The sequence below is a fragment of the Polaromonas sp. P1_F4 genome, from assembly GCF_056405675.1.
In genome coordinates, this window is record NZ_JBFUBP010000001.1 from 480483 (window position 1) to 496774 (window position 16292).

At 61.9% G+C, this 16292-nt stretch carries 13 protein-coding genes; 11 read left to right on the forward strand and 2 right to left on the reverse strand.

The annotated features are described in order from the left end of the window. The first annotated feature begins 35 nt into the window (after nucleotides 1-35). The gene (locus tag AC1DYQ_RS02335) at nucleotides 36-1007 is read left to right on the forward strand and encodes a LysR family transcriptional regulator (RefSeq protein WP_477685402.1); all 972 of its coding nucleotides are present in this window, start codon (nucleotides 36-38) and stop codon (nucleotides 1005-1007) included. On the opposite strand, the gene AC1DYQ_RS02340 is transcribed toward AC1DYQ_RS02335, so the two are convergent. Then, entirely contained in the window at nucleotides 994-1587 is a 594-nt protein-coding gene (locus AC1DYQ_RS02340) for a DUF4124 domain-containing protein (RefSeq protein ID WP_477685403.1), read from the reverse strand. The genes AC1DYQ_RS02335 and AC1DYQ_RS02340 overlap by 14 nt on opposite strands. Before the next feature lie 91 nt (nucleotides 1588-1678). On the opposite strand from AC1DYQ_RS02340, the gene lgt reads away from it, so the two are divergent. The 7 genes from lgt to AC1DYQ_RS02375 all read left to right on the forward strand — a co-directional run bounded on the left by lgt (nucleotide 1679) and on the right by AC1DYQ_RS02375 (nucleotide 10557). Continuing rightward, entirely contained in the window at nucleotides 1679-2515 is an 837-nt protein-coding gene (gene lgt, locus AC1DYQ_RS02345; RefSeq protein WP_477685404.1) for a prolipoprotein diacylglyceryl transferase, read from the forward strand. Between the two features lie 302 nt (nucleotides 2516-2817). Next, nucleotides 2818-3486, forward strand: coding sequence for a GntR family transcriptional regulator (locus AC1DYQ_RS02350; RefSeq protein WP_457280332.1), 669 nt, complete (start codon nucleotides 2818-2820; stop codon nucleotides 3484-3486). Beyond that, a complete protein-coding gene (locus tag AC1DYQ_RS02355; RefSeq protein ID WP_477685405.1) occupies nucleotides 3483-4961 on the forward strand; it encodes a malonyl-CoA decarboxylase domain-containing protein in 1479 nt (492 codons plus the stop codon). The genes AC1DYQ_RS02350 and AC1DYQ_RS02355 overlap by 4 nt, the downstream gene beginning before the upstream one ends. Before the next feature lie 52 nt (nucleotides 4962-5013). Then, nucleotides 5014-7140 (forward strand): alpha/beta hydrolase domain-containing protein, encoded by a 2127-nt coding sequence (locus AC1DYQ_RS02360; RefSeq protein ID WP_477685406.1) that lies wholly within the window; start codon nucleotides 5014-5016, stop codon nucleotides 7138-7140. 55 nt (nucleotides 7141-7195) lie between these two features. Continuing rightward, a complete protein-coding gene (locus tag AC1DYQ_RS02365) occupies nucleotides 7196-8179 on the forward strand; it encodes a Bug family tripartite tricarboxylate transporter substrate binding protein (protein WP_477685407.1) in 984 nt (327 codons plus the stop codon). Nucleotides 8180-8186: 7 nt separating this feature from the next. After that, complete coding sequence (locus tag AC1DYQ_RS02370; RefSeq protein ID WP_477685408.1) at nucleotides 8187-9017, forward strand: enoyl-CoA hydratase/isomerase family protein; 831 nt, start codon at nucleotides 8187-8189, stop codon at nucleotides 9015-9017. Next, entirely contained in the window at nucleotides 9004-10557 is a 1554-nt protein-coding gene (locus tag AC1DYQ_RS02375; protein ID WP_477685409.1) for a malonate--CoA ligase, read from the forward strand. The genes AC1DYQ_RS02370 and AC1DYQ_RS02375 overlap by 14 nt, the downstream gene beginning before the upstream one ends. A gap of 9 nt (nucleotides 10558-10566) precedes the next feature. Here AC1DYQ_RS02375 and AC1DYQ_RS02380 read toward each other — a convergent pair whose 3' ends face one another. Continuing rightward, the gene (locus AC1DYQ_RS02380) at nucleotides 10567-12702 is read right to left on the reverse strand and encodes an acyl-CoA dehydrogenase (RefSeq protein ID WP_477685410.1); all 2136 of its coding nucleotides are present in this window, start codon (nucleotides 12700-12702) and stop codon (nucleotides 10567-10569) included. A 241-nt stretch (nucleotides 12703-12943) separates the two neighbouring features. On the opposite strand from AC1DYQ_RS02380, the gene AC1DYQ_RS02385 reads away from it, so the two are divergent. From AC1DYQ_RS02385 to AC1DYQ_RS02395, 3 genes are all read left to right on the forward strand, one after another. Further along, nucleotides 12944-14107 carry an extracellular solute-binding protein gene (locus tag AC1DYQ_RS02385; protein WP_477685411.1) on the forward strand — a complete coding sequence of 388 codons (1164 nt, stop codon included), beginning with the start codon at nucleotides 12944-12946 and terminating at the stop codon, nucleotides 14105-14107. Between the two features lie 100 nt (nucleotides 14108-14207). Next, complete coding sequence (locus AC1DYQ_RS02390; RefSeq protein WP_457280340.1) at nucleotides 14208-15311, forward strand: ABC transporter ATP-binding protein; 1104 nt, start codon at nucleotides 14208-14210, stop codon at nucleotides 15309-15311. Nucleotides 15312-15347: 36 nt separating this feature from the next. Continuing rightward, nucleotides 15348-16289, forward strand: a complete 942-nt coding sequence (locus AC1DYQ_RS02395) for an ABC transporter permease (RefSeq protein ID WP_477685412.1) — start codon at nucleotides 15348-15350, stop codon at nucleotides 16287-16289. Nucleotides 16290-16292: the final 3 nt, after the last annotated feature.

Consider the following 16292-nt stretch of genomic DNA (forward strand, 5'->3'; position numbering starts at 1 on the left):
ATCCATTATTAATCATCTATTAATATGTATGGCATATGAAAGATGTTCTCGGCACCACGGGCATGGCTTCCCGTAAACCGCCCTTGATCGAGCTTCGCCTGTGGCGCCAGTTCCTGGCAGTGGCCGAGGAGCTTCACTTCGGCCGCGCTGCCAAAAGCCTCAACATGACCCAGCCGCCGCTCACGCAGGCCATTGCGCAGCTGGAGGCGCATTTGGGCCTCAGATTGTTCGACCGCACCAAGCGCAGCGTGCAGCTCACGACGGCAGGTGCTGCCCTGGTGCCCGAAGCGCGGGACCTGCTGACACGTGCGCTGGCTCTTCCAGCATATGCGCGCGCCAGCGCGGACGGCGAGGCCGGGCGCTTGCGGCTGGCTTTTGTGTCTACGGTCGGTTTTGAATTGCTGCCGCGTTGGGTGCTGGCCTTTCGCGAGCAATACCCCAAGGTGCAGCTGGAATTGATAGAGGCGACCGGCGACGTGCAGCTGCAGGCTTTTGAGCGCGGAGAGATCGACGCGGGCTTCATGCTGCATTCCCCTGGTTTCGCGCCGCCAGGCCTGGCCTGCCGGCGCATCAGCCAGGACCCGTTGGTGGTGGCGCTACCCGGGCAGCACTCGCTGGCAAGCAAGGCGACGCTTGCGCTCCCTGATCTGCTGGGCGAGTCTTTAGTGATCTTTCCGCGGCGAATCGTTCCGTCACTCTACGACGCGATTTTTGCGATGTATCACGCCGCAGGGCAATTGCCGCAGGTTGCCCAGGAAGCCATCCAGATGCAGACCATCGTGAACCTGGTATCCGCCGGGCTCGGCGTGGCCTGGGTTCCCGAGAGCGTGCGGCAGTTTCAGCGCCCTGGTGTGGTGTATCGCAGCCTGCCTGTTGGCAGGCCTTCCATGCGTAATGGTGCGCGGGGAGCTTTGGCCGTGGTGCCTGGTTGTGAGACCAGTCTGGTCTGGCCGCGGGCCAGCGCCAACCCGGCGCTTGCCCGCTTTATCGCCTTTATCGGCGCATAGACCGCTCGAAGGCTTCTTCCCGTTCGCGTTGCCGGCGCGCCGCCACCGCATTTTGCTGCTGCTGCCTTTCTGCGGCGGTAAGTTCGCGCTGCTCCATTCTTCGTTGGGCTATTTCGCCGGCACTGCTGCAGCGGGCGCCGTGGTTGGCTTCGCAATTGGCAATGATCTGTTTGTCGGAGGCCTGCGCCTGGGTTTGGGCACCGCCTTTGCGCAGGCCGCCCAGTGCCGAGGGCATGGCCTGGCGCGATCCGCCGCTGGATCGGTCAGCAGCAGCTGCCCGTGCATTCGCCGCAGCGTTTTCCGCCGCCCAATCCTTGGGTGCCGCGGCGGCTTTGCCATTGCCATAAAGCACGCCGGGCACGCCTGTTACAGGTGTGCCGTCAGTTGATGCTGGTGCCGCGGCAGGGGCCGGTGCGCGGACAATGAGCTTTTCATTGCCACCGCCACTGGTCGCACAGGGCGTTTGTGAAAACACCTTTTTGCTGGCCGAATCAAGGCATTGGTAGACCTGTGCCGCAGCGGGTTGTATGCACAACAAACCCAAGCCTGAAACAACGGTAAAACAGAATAAATGACGCATGGTTTGATCCTGTACGGCGTTGCTCCCAGTTTATGCGAGCGGGCTCGCTGTAAGCCCTTTCCTACGAGCCCCGCATGCAAAAATACGGCCCATGCTTATTCATCCGCAAATCAATCCGGTTGCCCTGCAGTTGGGGCCCCTGGCCATCCATTGGTATGGCCTGACATATCTGGCGGCTTTTGGCCTCTTCTTCTTCCTGGCTACGCGGCGCCTTCGCCACGAGCCCTATGCGTCCATCACCGGCCCCGGCGCCTGGTCGCGCAGGGACATTGAAGACATCCTGTTCCTGGGCGTCATGGGGGTGGTGATCGGTGGGCGGCTCGGTTACTGCCTTTTTTACAAGCCCGGTTACTACCTGTCGCATCCGCTTGAGATCTTTTTTGTGTGGCAGGGCGGTATGAGCTTTCACGGCGGGATGCTGGGTGTGCTGGCCTCGCAATGGTGGTTTGCCCGCTCGCGCCAGCGGCCCTGGCTGCAGGTCATGGACTTCGTCGCACCTTGTGTACCCACCGGGTTGGCGGCGGGGCGCGTCGGCAACTTCATTAACGGTGAACTCTGGGGCCGCTTCAGCGACCCGGCCTTGCCTTGGGGCATGGTATTTCCGGGTAGCGGCGCCATGCAACCGCGTCACCCCTCACAAATCTATCAATTCCTGATGGAGGGCCTGTTGCTGTTCGTGCTGCTCTGGTTGTACGCGCGCAAGCCGCGTAAGGTGGGGCAGGTTTCCGGGGCTTTTCTGGTCGGCTATGGTGTGTTTCGTTTCATCGCCGAGTTTTTCCGTGAGCCCGACGACTTCCTCGGCATCCTCGCCCTGGGCATGAGCATGGGCCAATGGCTTTGCTTGCCCATGATCGCAGCGGGTGTCTGGCTCTGGGTGTGGGCTTCCCGGCAGGGTCAACCCCGAAAATCCATCGCAGGCAGCTATTGATTTGTGGCGATAGCTCAGGGCGTCAGGACTGCCTGGTGCTCTGATCCTCCCGCGTCGGGGTGCTAGGGTTTCTCCCTGTCGTTTTCGGGCACAGGTCACTTGCCTGACTGCTTTTTAGCTTTCATAATTACGTGTAATTACTTGAAATTACCACCGAAATTCTGATAATTTTGGAAGCTGCCTGGGGCAGTTGTAGGGAAATAGGTGGTTTTTCGGGACGTACCGGCCATCGCAGTTGCCGGATTCGGTGGATGTCTTGTGTATTTGGGTTCATTGCGTCAGCCAGTCAAAAGGGGTCTGTCATGCGTCTGGTCCAGAGTTCATTGCATCAGGAGGTCGCTAATACCCTGCGGGAGCAGATTTTTGCGGGTCAGCTGGCGCCCGGGAGTTTCCTGGATGAGGTGGCGCTATGCGAACGGCTGGAAATCTCCCGCACGCCGCTGCGCGAGGCGCTCAAGGTGCTGACCTCGGAAGGGCTGCTCCGCCACGAACCCCGGCGTGGTTGCTTTGTCAACGAGGTGACCGAGCAAGACCTGGACGACATTTTTCCGGTCATCGCCTTGCTGGAGGGGCGCTGCGCCTATGAGGCGGCACGCAATGCCACCGACGCCGATCTGGCTGCGCTCACTACTTTGCATGAGCGGCTTAACAGCCACGCCAAAGCCGGCCGGATCAATGACTATTACGCGACCAATTTCGCCATTCACGAGGCCATCATCCTGCTGGCCAACAACCGCTGGCTCGCGCAGGCGATTGCGGACCTGCGAAAAATATTGAAGCTGGCGCGGCTCCAGCAGTTGCACGCGCCGGGGCGGCTGGCGCAAAGTCTTTCAGAACACATGACGGTGTTTGCGGCCCTCAAAAGCCGGGACAGCGAAGGTGCCGATGCAGCCATGCGCACGCACCTGACGCGCCAGCGCGAAGCGCTGCGTGACCTTTCCCGCAGCCAGCGCTCCAGGGTGGCCTCATGAGCGCCGCAGACTGGCTCAGCCGCAACGTTTCGCGGCTCACGGCAGGCGAGAAAGGTCTTACAGAAAAAACGGCTGCAGGGCAATCAGAACGTGCGCAAGCAGCTACAAAAAAGATAGCAACGAGTGTCGAGCTGCCTGCGCGAAGCACACACGAGAGGCTTCAAGCAACTTTGAGCCACAAGGATGAAGCGCTGTCGCCGCGCGTGCTTCGCCGCACCTTGCAAGAGCTGCAGGCCATCATCGACCCACGCGTGAGTGAGGTGGAAGGCGGCCGGCGCGCCATGGCCATTGCGGCCTGGTACCAGGGCGCCACCCCGGCTCGCCGGCGCGACCTGTGGATGCTGATGAGTGAGCAGTTCGTCGCCAATCCGCAGAAGGTCAAGGCTGCGCAGGCGCAGTTTGCGGCTGCAGTGGGCACACCCGAAGAGGCAGTGGCCGAGGTGCGTTACCGCCGTGCCACAGTCTCGCCGCGCCGGCGTCTGCTGCAGCGCTTCAGCGTCTATCCGGGCGGCATCCAGTTCCTGGTCGAGATGCGTGCCGACATGCAGCCCAGCCTCAAGGCCGACAAGCGCTTGCTGGCTCTGGATGTCGAAATGGAATACATGTTCTCCACATGGTTCGATGTCGGTTTCCTTGACCTGCGCCGCATCACCTGGGATTCACCGGCATCACTGATTGAAAAACTGATCAAGTACGAAGCGGTCCATGACATCAAGGGATGGGCCGACGTCAAAAACCGGCTTGACAGTGACCGTCGCTGTTATGGCTTCTTCCACCCGCGTCTTCCGGAGGTACCGTTGATTTTTGTCGAGGTCGCGATGGTCGAGACGATTGCGGGCGACATCATGCCTTTGCTCGATGAGCTGGCAGCGCCCTCGGACCTGAGCCGTGCGACCACTGCGATTTTTTATTCCATCAGCAATACGCAAGCCGGCCTGCGCGGCGTGAGCTTTGGCGATTCACTGATCAAGCGTGTGGTGGAGACCCTGAAAGAGGAGTTTCCCAAGCTCAAGACCTTTGCCACCCTTTCGCCTATTCCGGGGTTTCGCAGCTGGCTGGGCAAGAACGCGGCTGCCATGCTGGAAACGCTGGGAGACAAGGAGCTTGCCGCCCTGGGCCGGGCGGTGGGATTTGAGCCGCCTACTGCAGGGCACCTGCTGACCGCCGCAGAAAACCCACTGGCCCTCGGCGAAAAGTCGCCGGTGCGAAAGATGCTGCTGCACTGCGCCGCCCATTACCTGGGCCGGGCCCTGGAAGAGGGCAAGCCGCTGGACCCGGTGGCACGTTTTCATCTGGGCAACGGCGCGCGCGTGGAACGCATCAACTGGGCGGGCGACCCGACGCCCAAAGGGCTCAGGCAATCGTACGGCCTGATGGTGAATTACCTCTATGACCTCAAGCGCCTGGACAAGCATCGCGCCTTGCTGGCCCAAGGAAAGGTGGCTGTTTCCGGCGCTATTGAATCGCTTTTGTAGTTTTTTGCAGTTGCAGACGAGCAGTCGACAGATAAAAACGAAGGAGACAGACATGAGACCCGTTCACCTGCTGGGAAGGCTGGCGCTTGCGTGGCTGGCTGCCGTGTTGTTGCTGGGACATTCCGCCCAGGCCCGCGTCACGCGGATCGTGATTGACGAAACCGTTCCCCTGGCGGCAGACCTGTCAGGTGGTGTGGCCTTTGAACAGATTGCCGGCCGTGCGTTCGGCGAGCTGGACCCCAAGGCGCCTGGCAATGCCATCATCCAGGACATTGAACTGGGCAAAGAGGCCGATGGCAAGGTACGTTACGTGGCCACCTTTGTGTTGACCAAGCCGGTTGATCCGGCCAGGGCCAGCGGCCTGATGTGGCATGAGGTGCCCAACCGTGGTTTGCGCCGGCCTAATGTGGTGCAGGAGCGTGCATTGGGTGACATTGACCTCACCAGCGCCTGGCAGGGCGACAACGCCGGCGCCACCATGGTGCGGGCCACTGCTGCGGTCGAGCTTGCCCACTGGCTCAAGGTGCCGGTGGCAAGAAACGCCGATGGCTCACCTGTCACAGGCGAGGTGTTTGGCCGCATTGTCAATCGTACCGGCCCGGGTTCGCAACCGCTGGTCGTGCAAACAAATCCTGTTCCGTACAAGCCCATGAGCCTGGACACGCGCCAGTCGCGCCTGGTGTCGCGCACGGCTGAATCCACCCGCGGCGATGTGACCGGCGAGACAGTGATTCCTTCCGCCGACTGGGCCTGGGCCAAATGCGATGCAGCCAATCCTTTTCCCGGCGTGCCTGATGCAACGCAGATCTGCCTGAAGAACGGCTTCGATGCCAGCAAGCTCTACCAGGTAGTGTTCAAGGCCGCCGATCCTTACCTGCTGGGCGTGGGCTTTGCCGCCTGGCGCGATATGGGGGTGTTCTTCAAGACGGCCAGGGCGGATGACGCGGGCACACCGAACCCGGTGGCTGGGGTGGTGACCCACAGCATTGGCCGGGGCGTCTCGCAGTCCGGCAACTTTCTGCGCGGCTGGCTGCACCTGGGCTTTAACCGGGACGAGGCCGGGCGCCAGGTGCATGACGGCCTCTGGCCCATCATTGCGGGCCGGCGCATCGCGCTGAACTTCCGCTGGGCCCAGCCCGATGGTGTGCTGGAGCTGTACCAGGCCGGCAGTGAAGGGCCGCAGTGGTGGGCACGCGCGGCCGACCCGGTGCGCGGTGGGCCGGCCAGCGGCATTCTTGATCGTTGCGAAGCCAGCAAGACCTGCCCGAAAATCGTCGAGCACTTTGGCTCGGCCGAGGTCTGGGCCCTGAAACTTACGCCCGAATGGGTGGGTACCGATGCCAGGGCCGACCTGCCTCTGCCTGCCAACGTGCGGCGCTATTACATTGCCAGCTCCAGCCACGGCGGCGGGGCAGGGGGCTTTGACACCAGCCTGCCGGGCGTGGGCCTTCCAACGGCAGGCGCCAGTTGCCCGGGCAACAATTTCGGCACGGGTGTGTTACCCGCCAACCCGGTGCCGCATACCGAAACCGTGAACGCGCTGCGCGTGCACTTTCGCAACTGGGTGATGCGTGGCGCCGAGCCACCGCCCAGCCGCTGGCCTACCCTGGCGCCGCGTGCCGGCGAGCCGCGCGGCACGCTGGCGCTGGCCACCAAGGAAGGCATCGGCTTTCCCACGCTGCCGCAGTTGCGCCCCTCCGTGCCCGAGCCGGACTTCATCATGCCGGTGCTTGACTATGACTGGGGCCCCGCGTTCAACCCTGCCGATGGCTCGGGCGTGGCATCCAATGCGCCGCCGCCCATCCGCCGGGTGCTGGCCATGCTGGCGCCGCGTGTGGACGCCGACGGCAATGAGCTGGGCGGCGTGCCGGTGGTGCTGCTCGAAGCGCCGCTGGGCACTTACCTGGGCTGGAACATCACGGCGGGCGGTGCCCGGCCATTCCACCAGGGGCAGATTTGCAATTACGTGGGCGGCATGGTGCCCTTTGCCCGCACGGCGCAAGAGCGCGGTGCCAACGGCGACCCGCGCCTGTCGCTGCAGGAGCGCTACGGCTCGCACGAGGGCTATGTGGCCGCCGTGCGCAAAGCCGCCGAGAAAGCGCAGGCCCAGGGTTTCCTGCTGGCCGAAGACGCGGTGCGCCTGATCAAGGCTGCCGAAGCCAGCGCGGTGCTGCGCTGAAGGCAATCTTTACCGAATATCATCCCGTAGTAAAACCCACCAAAGGAGACAAACCATGAATTCAATCAACCGGCGCGACGTCCTGCGCATCGCTGCGGCCAGCGCTGCAACCGCATCACCCCTGCTGCATGCGCAGTCAGCCTGGCCCACCAAGCCAGTGACGATGATCGTGCCGTTTCCAGCCGGCGGCGGTACCGATGCGTTCGCACGGCCGCTGTCGGCGCAGTTCGCCAAACTCACAGGCAAGCAGCTCATCATCGACAACCGCGGCGGAGCCGGCGGCACCTTGGGCGCGAGCATCGCCGCCAAGGCGCAGCCCGACGGCTATACGCTGTTCATGGGTGCCGTGCATCACACGATTGCACCGTCGATGTATCCCAAGCTGGACTACGACATCGAGAAAGATTTTGTGCCGCTGGCCTTGATGGCCAACGTGCCGCAGGTGCTGGTGGTCAATCCCCGCAACATGCCGTTTTCCGATTTCAAGGCTTACATCGCGGCCGTGCGCAAGGCTCCCGGCAGATACAACTATGGCTCCGCCGGTGCGGGTACTTCGCACCATCTGGCCGGGGAGCTCTTCAAGCAGCAAACCAAGACCTTCATCACGCACATCCCTTATCGCGGCGCGGGCCCTGCGCTGCAGGACTTGATTGGCGGCAACGTCGACATGATGTTTGACGGCCTGGGCTCTTCCGCCAACCACATCAAGGGCGGCCGCATCAAGGCGCTCATGGTGTCCGGCACCAAACGCAACCCGGCTTTCCCGGACGTGCCTTGCGCCGGCGAACTCGGCCTGCCCGACTACACCGTGACCACCTGGTACGGCATCTGGTCGCCCAAGGGCACACCCGCCGACGTGCAGGCACGCATCGTGGAAGATCTGCGCAAAGCCGCCACCAGCGATGAGCTCAAAGCCATCTGGGCCAACAACGGCGCGGACTTCGGCAACCTCACCCCCCAGCAGTTCGGCACGTTTGTGAGCAACGAGGTCAAACGCTGGTCGGCCGTGGTGAAAGCCTCCGGCGCCAAACTCGACTGATCCCTTGATGACCGGTGTCGTTTTACTGGAAGTGAAAGGCCCTGTTGCCTTTGTGACGCTGTCCCATCCCGGCAAGCTCAATGCCATGTCTCGCGCCATGTGGCGCGAGTTGCGTACGGCGTTTGAGTGCATCCAGCAAAGCGCAGCGTTGTGTTGCGTGCTGGTGCGGGGAGAGGGCGGGCAGTTTTGCGCGGGCGGCGACATCTCCGAATACGCCGGCTTTCGCTTTGAAGAAGCGGGCCTGCGCGCGTTTCATGAAGACGATGTATGGGGCGGCTTGCAGGCCATGCTGGACTGCGACGTCCCCATCGTCGCGCAGATCGAAGGCAACTGTATGGGCGCCGGCGTTGAGATCGCCAGCTGCTGCGATATCCGCATTGCCGGTGATACGGCAAAGTTTGGTGCGCCCATCGCTAAGCTCGGTTTCCCGATGGCGCCGCGCGAGGCTGCGCTGGTGATGCGTGCCGCCGGAGAGCTGACCGCTCGGGAGATGCTGCTTTCGGCTGCCGTTCTGGGGGCCGCCGAGATGAAGCAGCGCGGCTTTCTCAACCAGGTTGCGCCTGGCCAGGACGTCGAGGCCCTGGTTACGGCTTGTGTGGATCGTACCTGCGCCCTTGCGCCTGGCGCCGCGCGCCTGAATAAACAGGCATTCAGGGCTCTGGCGCCCATTGGATCGGCGCGACCAGCTACTGATTTGATAGCAACAGCCTACCGTTATGCACCTTCTGCCGAGCACCGCGAAGGTATTTCCGCCTTCACCGAAAAGCGCCCACCCCGGTTTGATCGCCGGGCGGCCGAAATTCCAACCATAGCCAGCCTGACCCATGAAAAACCATAACCTGTTTGCAGCGCTTCGAGCCGCGTTTCCTTCTTCGCTCAATGAAGTCGCCGTCGAAACCGACAACGGCCTCTGCTATTCGTGGCGCGACCTCGAGCGCGGCACCGCGATGATGGCCAACCTGCTGGCCTCGCTGGGGTTGCCTGAAGGGGCCAGGGTGGCGGTACAGGTTGAGAAGTCGGTGGAAGCCATGATGCTTTACCTGGCGACGCTGCGCGCCGGCTATGTGTTTTTGCCGCTCAACACCGCCTACCAGAGTGCCGAGATCGAATACTTCGTCGGCAACGCCGAACCTTCCGTCATGGTCTGCAGCAGCAAGAATTTTGGCTGGGTCAGCAAGATCGCCTTCAAGGCCGGCACGCAGAACGTGTTCACACTGGACGATGACCGCACAGGCTCGCTGCTGGACCGTGCGGCGCATTGCAGCGACCAGCATGAAGTGGTGGCACGGCAGGCGGACGACCTGGCCGCCATCCTCTACACCAGCGGTACCACGGGCCGCAGCAAGGGCGCCATGCTTTCGCACGGCAACATGCTGAGCAATGCGCTGGTGCTCAAAGATGCCTGGGGCTGGACGGCTACCGGAGGGCCCGAAGGCCGTGGCGATGTACTGATCCATGCCTTGCCCATCTTTCATGTCCATGGCCTGTTTGTCGCGATTCATGGCGCGCTGATCAACGGCAGCAAGATGATCTGGCTGGCCAAATTTGACCCCAAGCTGGTGGTGAAAAAGCTGCCCGAAGCCACGGTGTTCATGGGCGTTCCCACGTTGTATGTGCGCCTGTTGGCCGAGCCGGGGCTGACCCGCGAAGCCTGCCGTAACATGCGGCTCTTTGTGGCGGGGTCGGCGCCTTTGCTGATCGAGACCTTCAACGAGTGGAAAGAGCGCACCGGCCACACCATTCTGGAACGCTACGGCATGTCGGAAACCGTGATGCTCACGTCCAACCCTTACGAGGGTGCCGAGCGGCGCGGCGGTACGGTGGGCTTTGCGTTGCCCGGTGTCAGCCTGCGTGTGCAGGACGAAGGCGGTGAGTCCTTGCCGGCCGGTGAGATCGGCGGCATCCAGGTCAAGGGCCCGAATATTTTCAAGGGCTATTGGCGCATGCCGGAGAAGACAAAAGAAGAGTTCACCGCAGACGGCTACTTCAAGACCGGCGACGTGGGCAAGATCGACGAGCGCGGCTACATCGTCATTGTGGGCCGCAGCAAGGACCTCATCATCAGCGGCGGTTACAACGTCTATCCCGCCGAAATCGAAGGCTATATCAACGACATGCCTGGCGTGGCCGAAAGCGCGCTGGTTGGTGTGCCGCACCCGGATTTCGGCGAGGTCGGCGTGGCTGTCGTGATCGCCAAGCCGGGCGTAGTGCTGGAGGGCAGCATGATTGTGGGCGAACTGAAATCGAAGCTGGCCAACTTCAAGATTCCCAAGAACTGCTTTGTGGTCAGCGAGTTGCCGCGCAACACCATGGGCAAGGTGCAGAAGAATTTGCTGCGAGAGCAGTACAAGGGATTGTTCGCCCGGGCCGCGGCTTAAGAACAGGTTCTAAGGCGCAAAGTCGTCGACCTGGATCACCTTGTCGGCGGCGCGTAAATAAGCCAACGCCAGATCCGGGCGGCTTGAGGCTTGCGCGGCGTGCTCCATGGACTGATTGCTGCGCACGGCCTTGTTAAGCGCCACGGTTTCTTCGCCGAGCTGCGTTGCCAGATCGAGCGCATCCATCAGGTCGCGTAGCCCACCGCTGGTAGGCGTTGCCAAGTCAGGGCACAAGCGTTTCACCACGACGGGGTGGGTTCGCAGAAGTTTGGCCAGCTCCAGCAACTGAACATCGCGAAGCGGTGCCTGGCGTGTGCTGCGGTTTAGCACCAGCGCACCCACTACACGCCTTAGCGGCGAAGGAAAGTTGGCGTAGAGGGCCTCCAGCGTATTGCCGGCTTCATCGAGCTGCACGCGAATGGCCGCCTGCGCGACCGGCAGCATGTTCGTATCCTTGTCGAAGGCATAGTGCCAAAGGCAGGCGCTGGCCATGTAGAGATGGGCCAGCACATCGCCCAGCCTTGCCGACAGCAACTCCATGCGTTTGAGCTTGCCGCCCAGCAAGCCCATGGCCAGGTCGCAGGTCAATGCGTACTGGCTGCTCAGGCGGGCGATCAGCCGGGCTTCTTTTTCGAGGCCCAGGGGTGGCGTGCCTTGCACGGGTGCACCGGCGATGCTGTGCCAAAAGTTACGCAGCACGTGCCCGCCATGGCCGATCAGCGCTTCCCCCAGCGCCTGCGCATCGTTGCTCTGCACGGCTTGCATTTCCTTCATCACGTAGGGGTGGCAGCGCACCGCGCCTTGTCCAAAAATGATCAGCGAGCGGGTCAGGATGTTGGCGCCTTCCACGGTGATGGCAATAGGCGCGCCACGGTAAGCCACCGACAGCAGGTTGGATGGCCCCTGGATGATCCCCTTGCCGCCCAGGATGTCCATGCCGTGGTTGACGGCGCGCCGGCCAGCTTCGGTCAGGTGCACTTTCAGGATGGCGCTGGCCACGCTGGGCTGCTCGCCCTTGTCGAGTACGGCGGCGGTGTAGCGGCGTGCGGCGTCCGTCGCATAGAGTTCACAGGCCATTTCCGCAATCACGCCGGCAATCGCGTCGAAGCGGCCGATAGGCAGGCCGAACTGCTCCCGCACCTGGCCGTAACCGTTGGCCACGAAGAGCGCCGTTTGCTGCATTGCCGAGCCAAGCGCCGGCAAGGAAATGGCTCGCCCTGCCGCCAGGCATTCCATCAGCATGCGCCACCCCTGGCCGACCTGCTGCTCGCCGCCGATGATCCAGTCCATGGGGATGAAGACCTCCCGGCCTTCGATGGGGCCATTCATGAAGGCGGCGTCCATCGGCCGGTGCCTTCTGCCGATCTGCATGCCGGGCTGCGGCACCGGAATCAGCGCGCAGGTGATGCCCAGGTTGCGCGGGCCTTCGGGCAGGGTTTCGTCCACCGCGTTGAAGGCCAGGCCGACCACGGTGGCGACGGGCGCCAGCGTGATGTAGCGCTTGGAGAAGTCCACACTGAAGCCGCCCACCATGACGCCGTCGATCTTCCGTTCGACGAGGACGCCCCGATCGGGGATGGACGCGGCATCGGAGCCCGCATAAGGCGAGGTCAATCCGAAGCAGGGCAGGTCGCGGCCATCGGCCAGGCGTGGCAGGTAGTACTCTTTTTGCGCCGCCGTGCCATAGCGCAGCAGCAGCTCGGCCGGGCCCAGCGAATTGGGCACCATGACGGTCACGGCGGCTGAAATGTTGAGGGTGGCGATGCGCGTCACTACCGTGGCATGGGCGTAGTGGCTGAACCCGAGGCCGCCCCACTCCTCGGGAATGATCATTCCGAAGAAGCGCTTGCTGCGCATGAAAGCCCAGACTTCGGCCGGCAGGTCGCCAGCCTGGTCGATGGCGAAATCGTCCAGCAATGCGCACAGCGCAGTGACCTCGTTGTCCAGGAAAGCCTGCTCTTTGGCGCTGAGCAGGTTGGGTCCGGCAGCCAATAGGGCATCAAAATGGGGCGTTCCCGAGAACAGCTGGCCTTCGAACCCGACCGTGCCCGCCTCCAGCGCTGCCCGCTCGGTGTCGCCCATGACGGGCAGTGCACGGGCAAAGGGTTTCATGGCGGCCTGGCCTAACCATCGGGGCAATCCCATGGGTTTCTCCTGAGCTGAAAGTAAGGCAGTTGCCCCTAGCGTATGCAGCGCAGGCCAATTGGGCAGCCGTCCTTGGGCGTATCTGGCTGTAGGCGAATTGGCCCAGATGCCGGGCTGCTGTGGCGGCCCCGGGGAGAAAAAGTTCCCGCGGCCCTAACCCTCTTATACAATTGCTCCGGTCTGATTTTTGCTTGAGTTTCCTGGTTTTTACTTCCAAGTTTTAAGAGGAGTTACGGACATTATGAAAAAGCATCTTGGCTATCTGGCGATTTCAACCATCCTGGCAGCCATGCTGGCCGGTTGCGGTAAAAAAGAGGAGGCACCTGTCGCTGCCGCTCCGGCGCCCGCAGCAAGCGCACCCGCCGCTGCTCCCGCCGAAGAAAAGGTGCTCAATGTCTACAACTGGCCTGACTATGTCGCCAAGGACATGATCGCCAACTTCGAAAAAGAAACCGGCATCAAGGTCAATTACCAGACCTTTGAAAACAACGAAGCCCTGCACGCCAAACTGGTGGCAGGCAATACCGGCTACGACATCGTGGTGCCCGGCGCCGTATTCGCCAAGCCGCAAATCGACGGCGGCCTGCTCGCCAAGCTCGACAAGTCCAAGGTCGCCAACTACGGCAACCTCGACCCGGCCATCATGGAAAAGCTGGGCACCATCGACCCGGGCAATGCCTACCTCGTCCCCTGGGCCTGGAGCTTCACCACGGTCGGCATCAACAAAGCCAAGGTGACCAAGGCGCTGGGCTCCACCCCCATGCCTGAAAACGCATGGGACCTGGTGTTCAACCCGGTCTACACCGCCAAGCTCAAGTCCTGCGGTATTGCTTACCTCGATTCGCCAACCGAAGTGCTGCCGCCCGCCATGCATTACCTGGGCAAAAACGCCTATTCGAACGACCCGGCCGACCACAAGGCAGCCGCTGAAATGCTGGCCAAGGTGCGTCCGCACATCCGCATGTTCTCCAGCACCATGATTGACGACCTGGCCGGCGGCAAGGCCTGCGTGGCACTGGCCTGGGCAGGCGACATCAACATCGCCCGCGGCCGTGCCCTTGAAAACAAGAGCGGCAATGATGTCGAGGCCCTGTTGCCGAGCACCGGCGGCCTGATCTTCTTTGACACGCTGGCCATTCCGAAGGATGCCAAGCACCCGAACAACGCGCTGGCTTTCATCAACTACTCGCTACGTCCGGAGGTGTCTGCATCTTTGACCAACGAGCTGGGTTACGCCACCGCCAACAAAGCCAGCCTGGCCAACGTCAAGCCCGAGATCGCCAAGGACAAGGCGGTATTCCCCGATGCGGACAATCTGAAGAAAATGGTGTCTCCGGCCAGCTTCAGCAACGAAGCGCGTGAATCCATGAGCAATGTGTTCACGGCCTTCAAAAAAGGCAAGTGACGCTCTACTGATCTCTGGCAAGCGCTGATTTCAGTGTGAACCCGGCTGTGCATGCAATGCTTTGTGTGCGCAGCTTTTTTCTTGGTGAGAACCCCTGTTCATGAATCTACCCCTCCCGGCCGGTGACGGATTTTTGCGGACTGAGCAGCTGGTCAAGCGCTTTGATGGCGTGGCGGCGGTGGACGATGTGTCCCTGTCGATTCACAAGGGCGAAATCTTTGCGCTACTCGGCAGCTCCGGCTGCGGCAAGTCGACTTTGCTGCGCATGCTGGCAGGTTTTGAAAAACCCACTGAAGGTTCGGTCATCCTGGATGGTGTGGACATCGCGTCATTTCCGCCCTACGAACGGCCCATCAACATGATGTTCCAGTCGTACGCGCTTTTCCCCCATCTGACGGTGTGGGACAACATTGCCTTCGGGCTCAAGCGCGAAGGGATGCCCAAGGGCGAAATCGAAGCTCGCGTGCAGGAAATGCTCAAGCTGGTCCAGCTGGAGACCTTTGCCAAACGCAAGCCGCACCAGCTTTCAGGCGGCCAGCAGCAGCGTGTGGCGCTGGCAAGAAGCCTGGCCAAACGTCCTCAACTATTGTTGCTCGACGAGCCGTTGGGCGCCCTGGACAAGAAACTGCGTGAGCGGACACAGTTCGAACTGGTCAACATTCTGGAGTCGGTCGGCGTCACCTGCGTGATGGTGACCCACGACCAGGAAGAGGCTATGGCCATGGCCTCCCGTATCGCCGTCATGAGCCATGGCCGCGTCCTGCAGGTCGGCACGCCCAAGGAAATCTACGAGCACCCCAATTGCCGTTTTGTGGCTGACTTTATCGGCAACGTCAACATGTTCGAAGGTGAGCTCACGCTGGACGAGGCGGACCGCTGTGAAGTCACGACGGAGCAGGGCGTGGTGAATGTGGGCCACGGCATTAGTGGAACGCTAGGCATGTCGGTGGCCATCGCGGTGCGGCCGGAGAAGATTCACATTGCCAAGACCCGCCCTGAGGTGAACGTCAACCTGTTCACTGGCAAGGTGCGGGAGATTGCTTATTTCGGCAGCTACAACACTTTCATTGTGGAAATGCCGGGCGGCCGCAGGGTGAAGATCACCGAGACCAACACCACGCGCCACGAGAGCTCCCTGATCACCTGGGAAGACGCGGTGTTCTTCTGGTGGGACGATTCGGCGCCCGTGGTGCTGACTCAATAAGCTGCTGCTGCGACGCCAAGCTATCTCACTACCGCGATGAAAATCCATTCCTGGCTTCAACTCAACCTGGGGCGGCGCTTCGTGATCGGCGTGCCTTACGTCTGGCTGCTGCTGTTTTTCGTATTGCCCTTCCTGATCCTGCTGCGGATCAGCGTCACGGACATGGGCAATGGCGTGGATCCCTTCGCGCCGCTGATCGAGACGGTGCAGGGGTCCTGGCACGTCATGCTGCGCTACAACAACTATGCGTCCATCTTCATCGATAAAGCGGCCGATGCTGCAGGCGGTTTTGGCAACACGATCTACATGGAGGCTTACAAGACCTCGCTGAAGTACGCTGTGCTGACGACGCTGTCGTGCCTGCTGATTGGGTATCCGTTTGCGTACTTCATTGCCCGCTCGCGGCCCGCGATCCGGCCGGCCTTGCTGATGCTGGTCATGTTGCCGTTCTGGACGTCTTTCCTGCTGCGGGTCTACGCGTGGAAGGGCATCCTGGCCGATCAGGGCGTGCTCAACAACCTGCTGCTATCCCTGGGCATCATCCAGGAGCCGATGGTGATGCTTTACACGGATGTGTCGATGCTGGTGGGTATGACTTATGTGTACTGCCCCTTCATGATCCTGCCGCTTTACGCCAACCTGGTGAAGATGGACTTTCGCCTGCTGGAGGCTGCCCACGATCTGGGCGCCAGCGCCTGGAAGGCTTTCTGGCTAATCACTGTTCCACTCAGCAAGTCCGGGATCATCGCCGGTTCGATGCTGGTTTTCATCCCCAGCGTCGGCGAGTTCGTGATTCCGTCGCTGCTGGGGGGCGCTGAAAACATCATGATCGGCCGCGTGGTGTGGGACGAAATGTTCAGCAGCAACAACTGGCCGCGCGCATCCGCGCTGGCCGTGGTGATGATCCTTCTGATCCTGGTGCCGCTGGCTTTTTATTACCGCTCCAGCAGCGACCGTGACGCGCAAGGACGCCACTGAGAT

Bases quoted from the DNA above. Each gene is read 5' to 3' on its own strand.
- AC1DYQ_RS02335 (WP_477685402.1), top strand. From the start codon at position 36: ATGAAAGATGTTCTCGGCACCACGGGCATGGCTTCCCGTAAACCGCCC.
- AC1DYQ_RS02350 (WP_457280332.1), top strand. From the start codon at position 2,818: ATGCGTCTGGTCCAGAGTTCATTGCATCAGGAGGTCGCTAATACCCTG.
- AC1DYQ_RS02375 (WP_477685409.1), top strand. From the start codon at position 9,004: ATGAAAAACCATAACCTGTTTGCAGCGCTTCGAGCCGCGTTTCCTTCT.
- AC1DYQ_RS02360 (WP_477685406.1), top strand. From the start codon at position 5,014: ATGAGACCCGTTCACCTGCTGGGAAGGCTGGCGCTTGCGTGGCTGGCT.
- AC1DYQ_RS02385 (WP_477685411.1), top strand. From the start codon at position 12,944: ATGAAAAAGCATCTTGGCTATCTGGCGATTTCAACCATCCTGGCAGCC.
- AC1DYQ_RS02380 (WP_477685410.1), bottom strand. From the start codon at position 12,702: ATGGGATTGCCCCGATGGTTAGGCCAGGCCGCCATGAAACCCTTTGCC.
- AC1DYQ_RS02390 (WP_457280340.1), top strand. From the start codon at position 14,208: ATGAATCTACCCCTCCCGGCCGGTGACGGATTTTTGCGGACTGAGCAG.
- AC1DYQ_RS02365 (WP_477685407.1), top strand. From the start codon at position 7,196: ATGAATTCAATCAACCGGCGCGACGTCCTGCGCATCGCTGCGGCCAGC.
- AC1DYQ_RS02340 (WP_477685403.1), bottom strand. From the start codon at position 1,587: ATGCGTCATTTATTCTGTTTTACCGTTGTTTCAGGCTTGGGTTTGTTG.
- AC1DYQ_RS02355 (WP_477685405.1), top strand. From the start codon at position 3,483: ATGAGCGCCGCAGACTGGCTCAGCCGCAACGTTTCGCGGCTCACGGCA.
- AC1DYQ_RS02370 (WP_477685408.1), top strand. From the start codon at position 8,187: ATGACCGGTGTCGTTTTACTGGAAGTGAAAGGCCCTGTTGCCTTTGTG.
- lgt (WP_477685404.1), top strand. From the start codon at position 1,679: ATGCTTATTCATCCGCAAATCAATCCGGTTGCCCTGCAGTTGGGGCCC.
- AC1DYQ_RS02395 (WP_477685412.1), top strand. From the start codon at position 15,348: ATGAAAATCCATTCCTGGCTTCAACTCAACCTGGGGCGGCGCTTCGTG.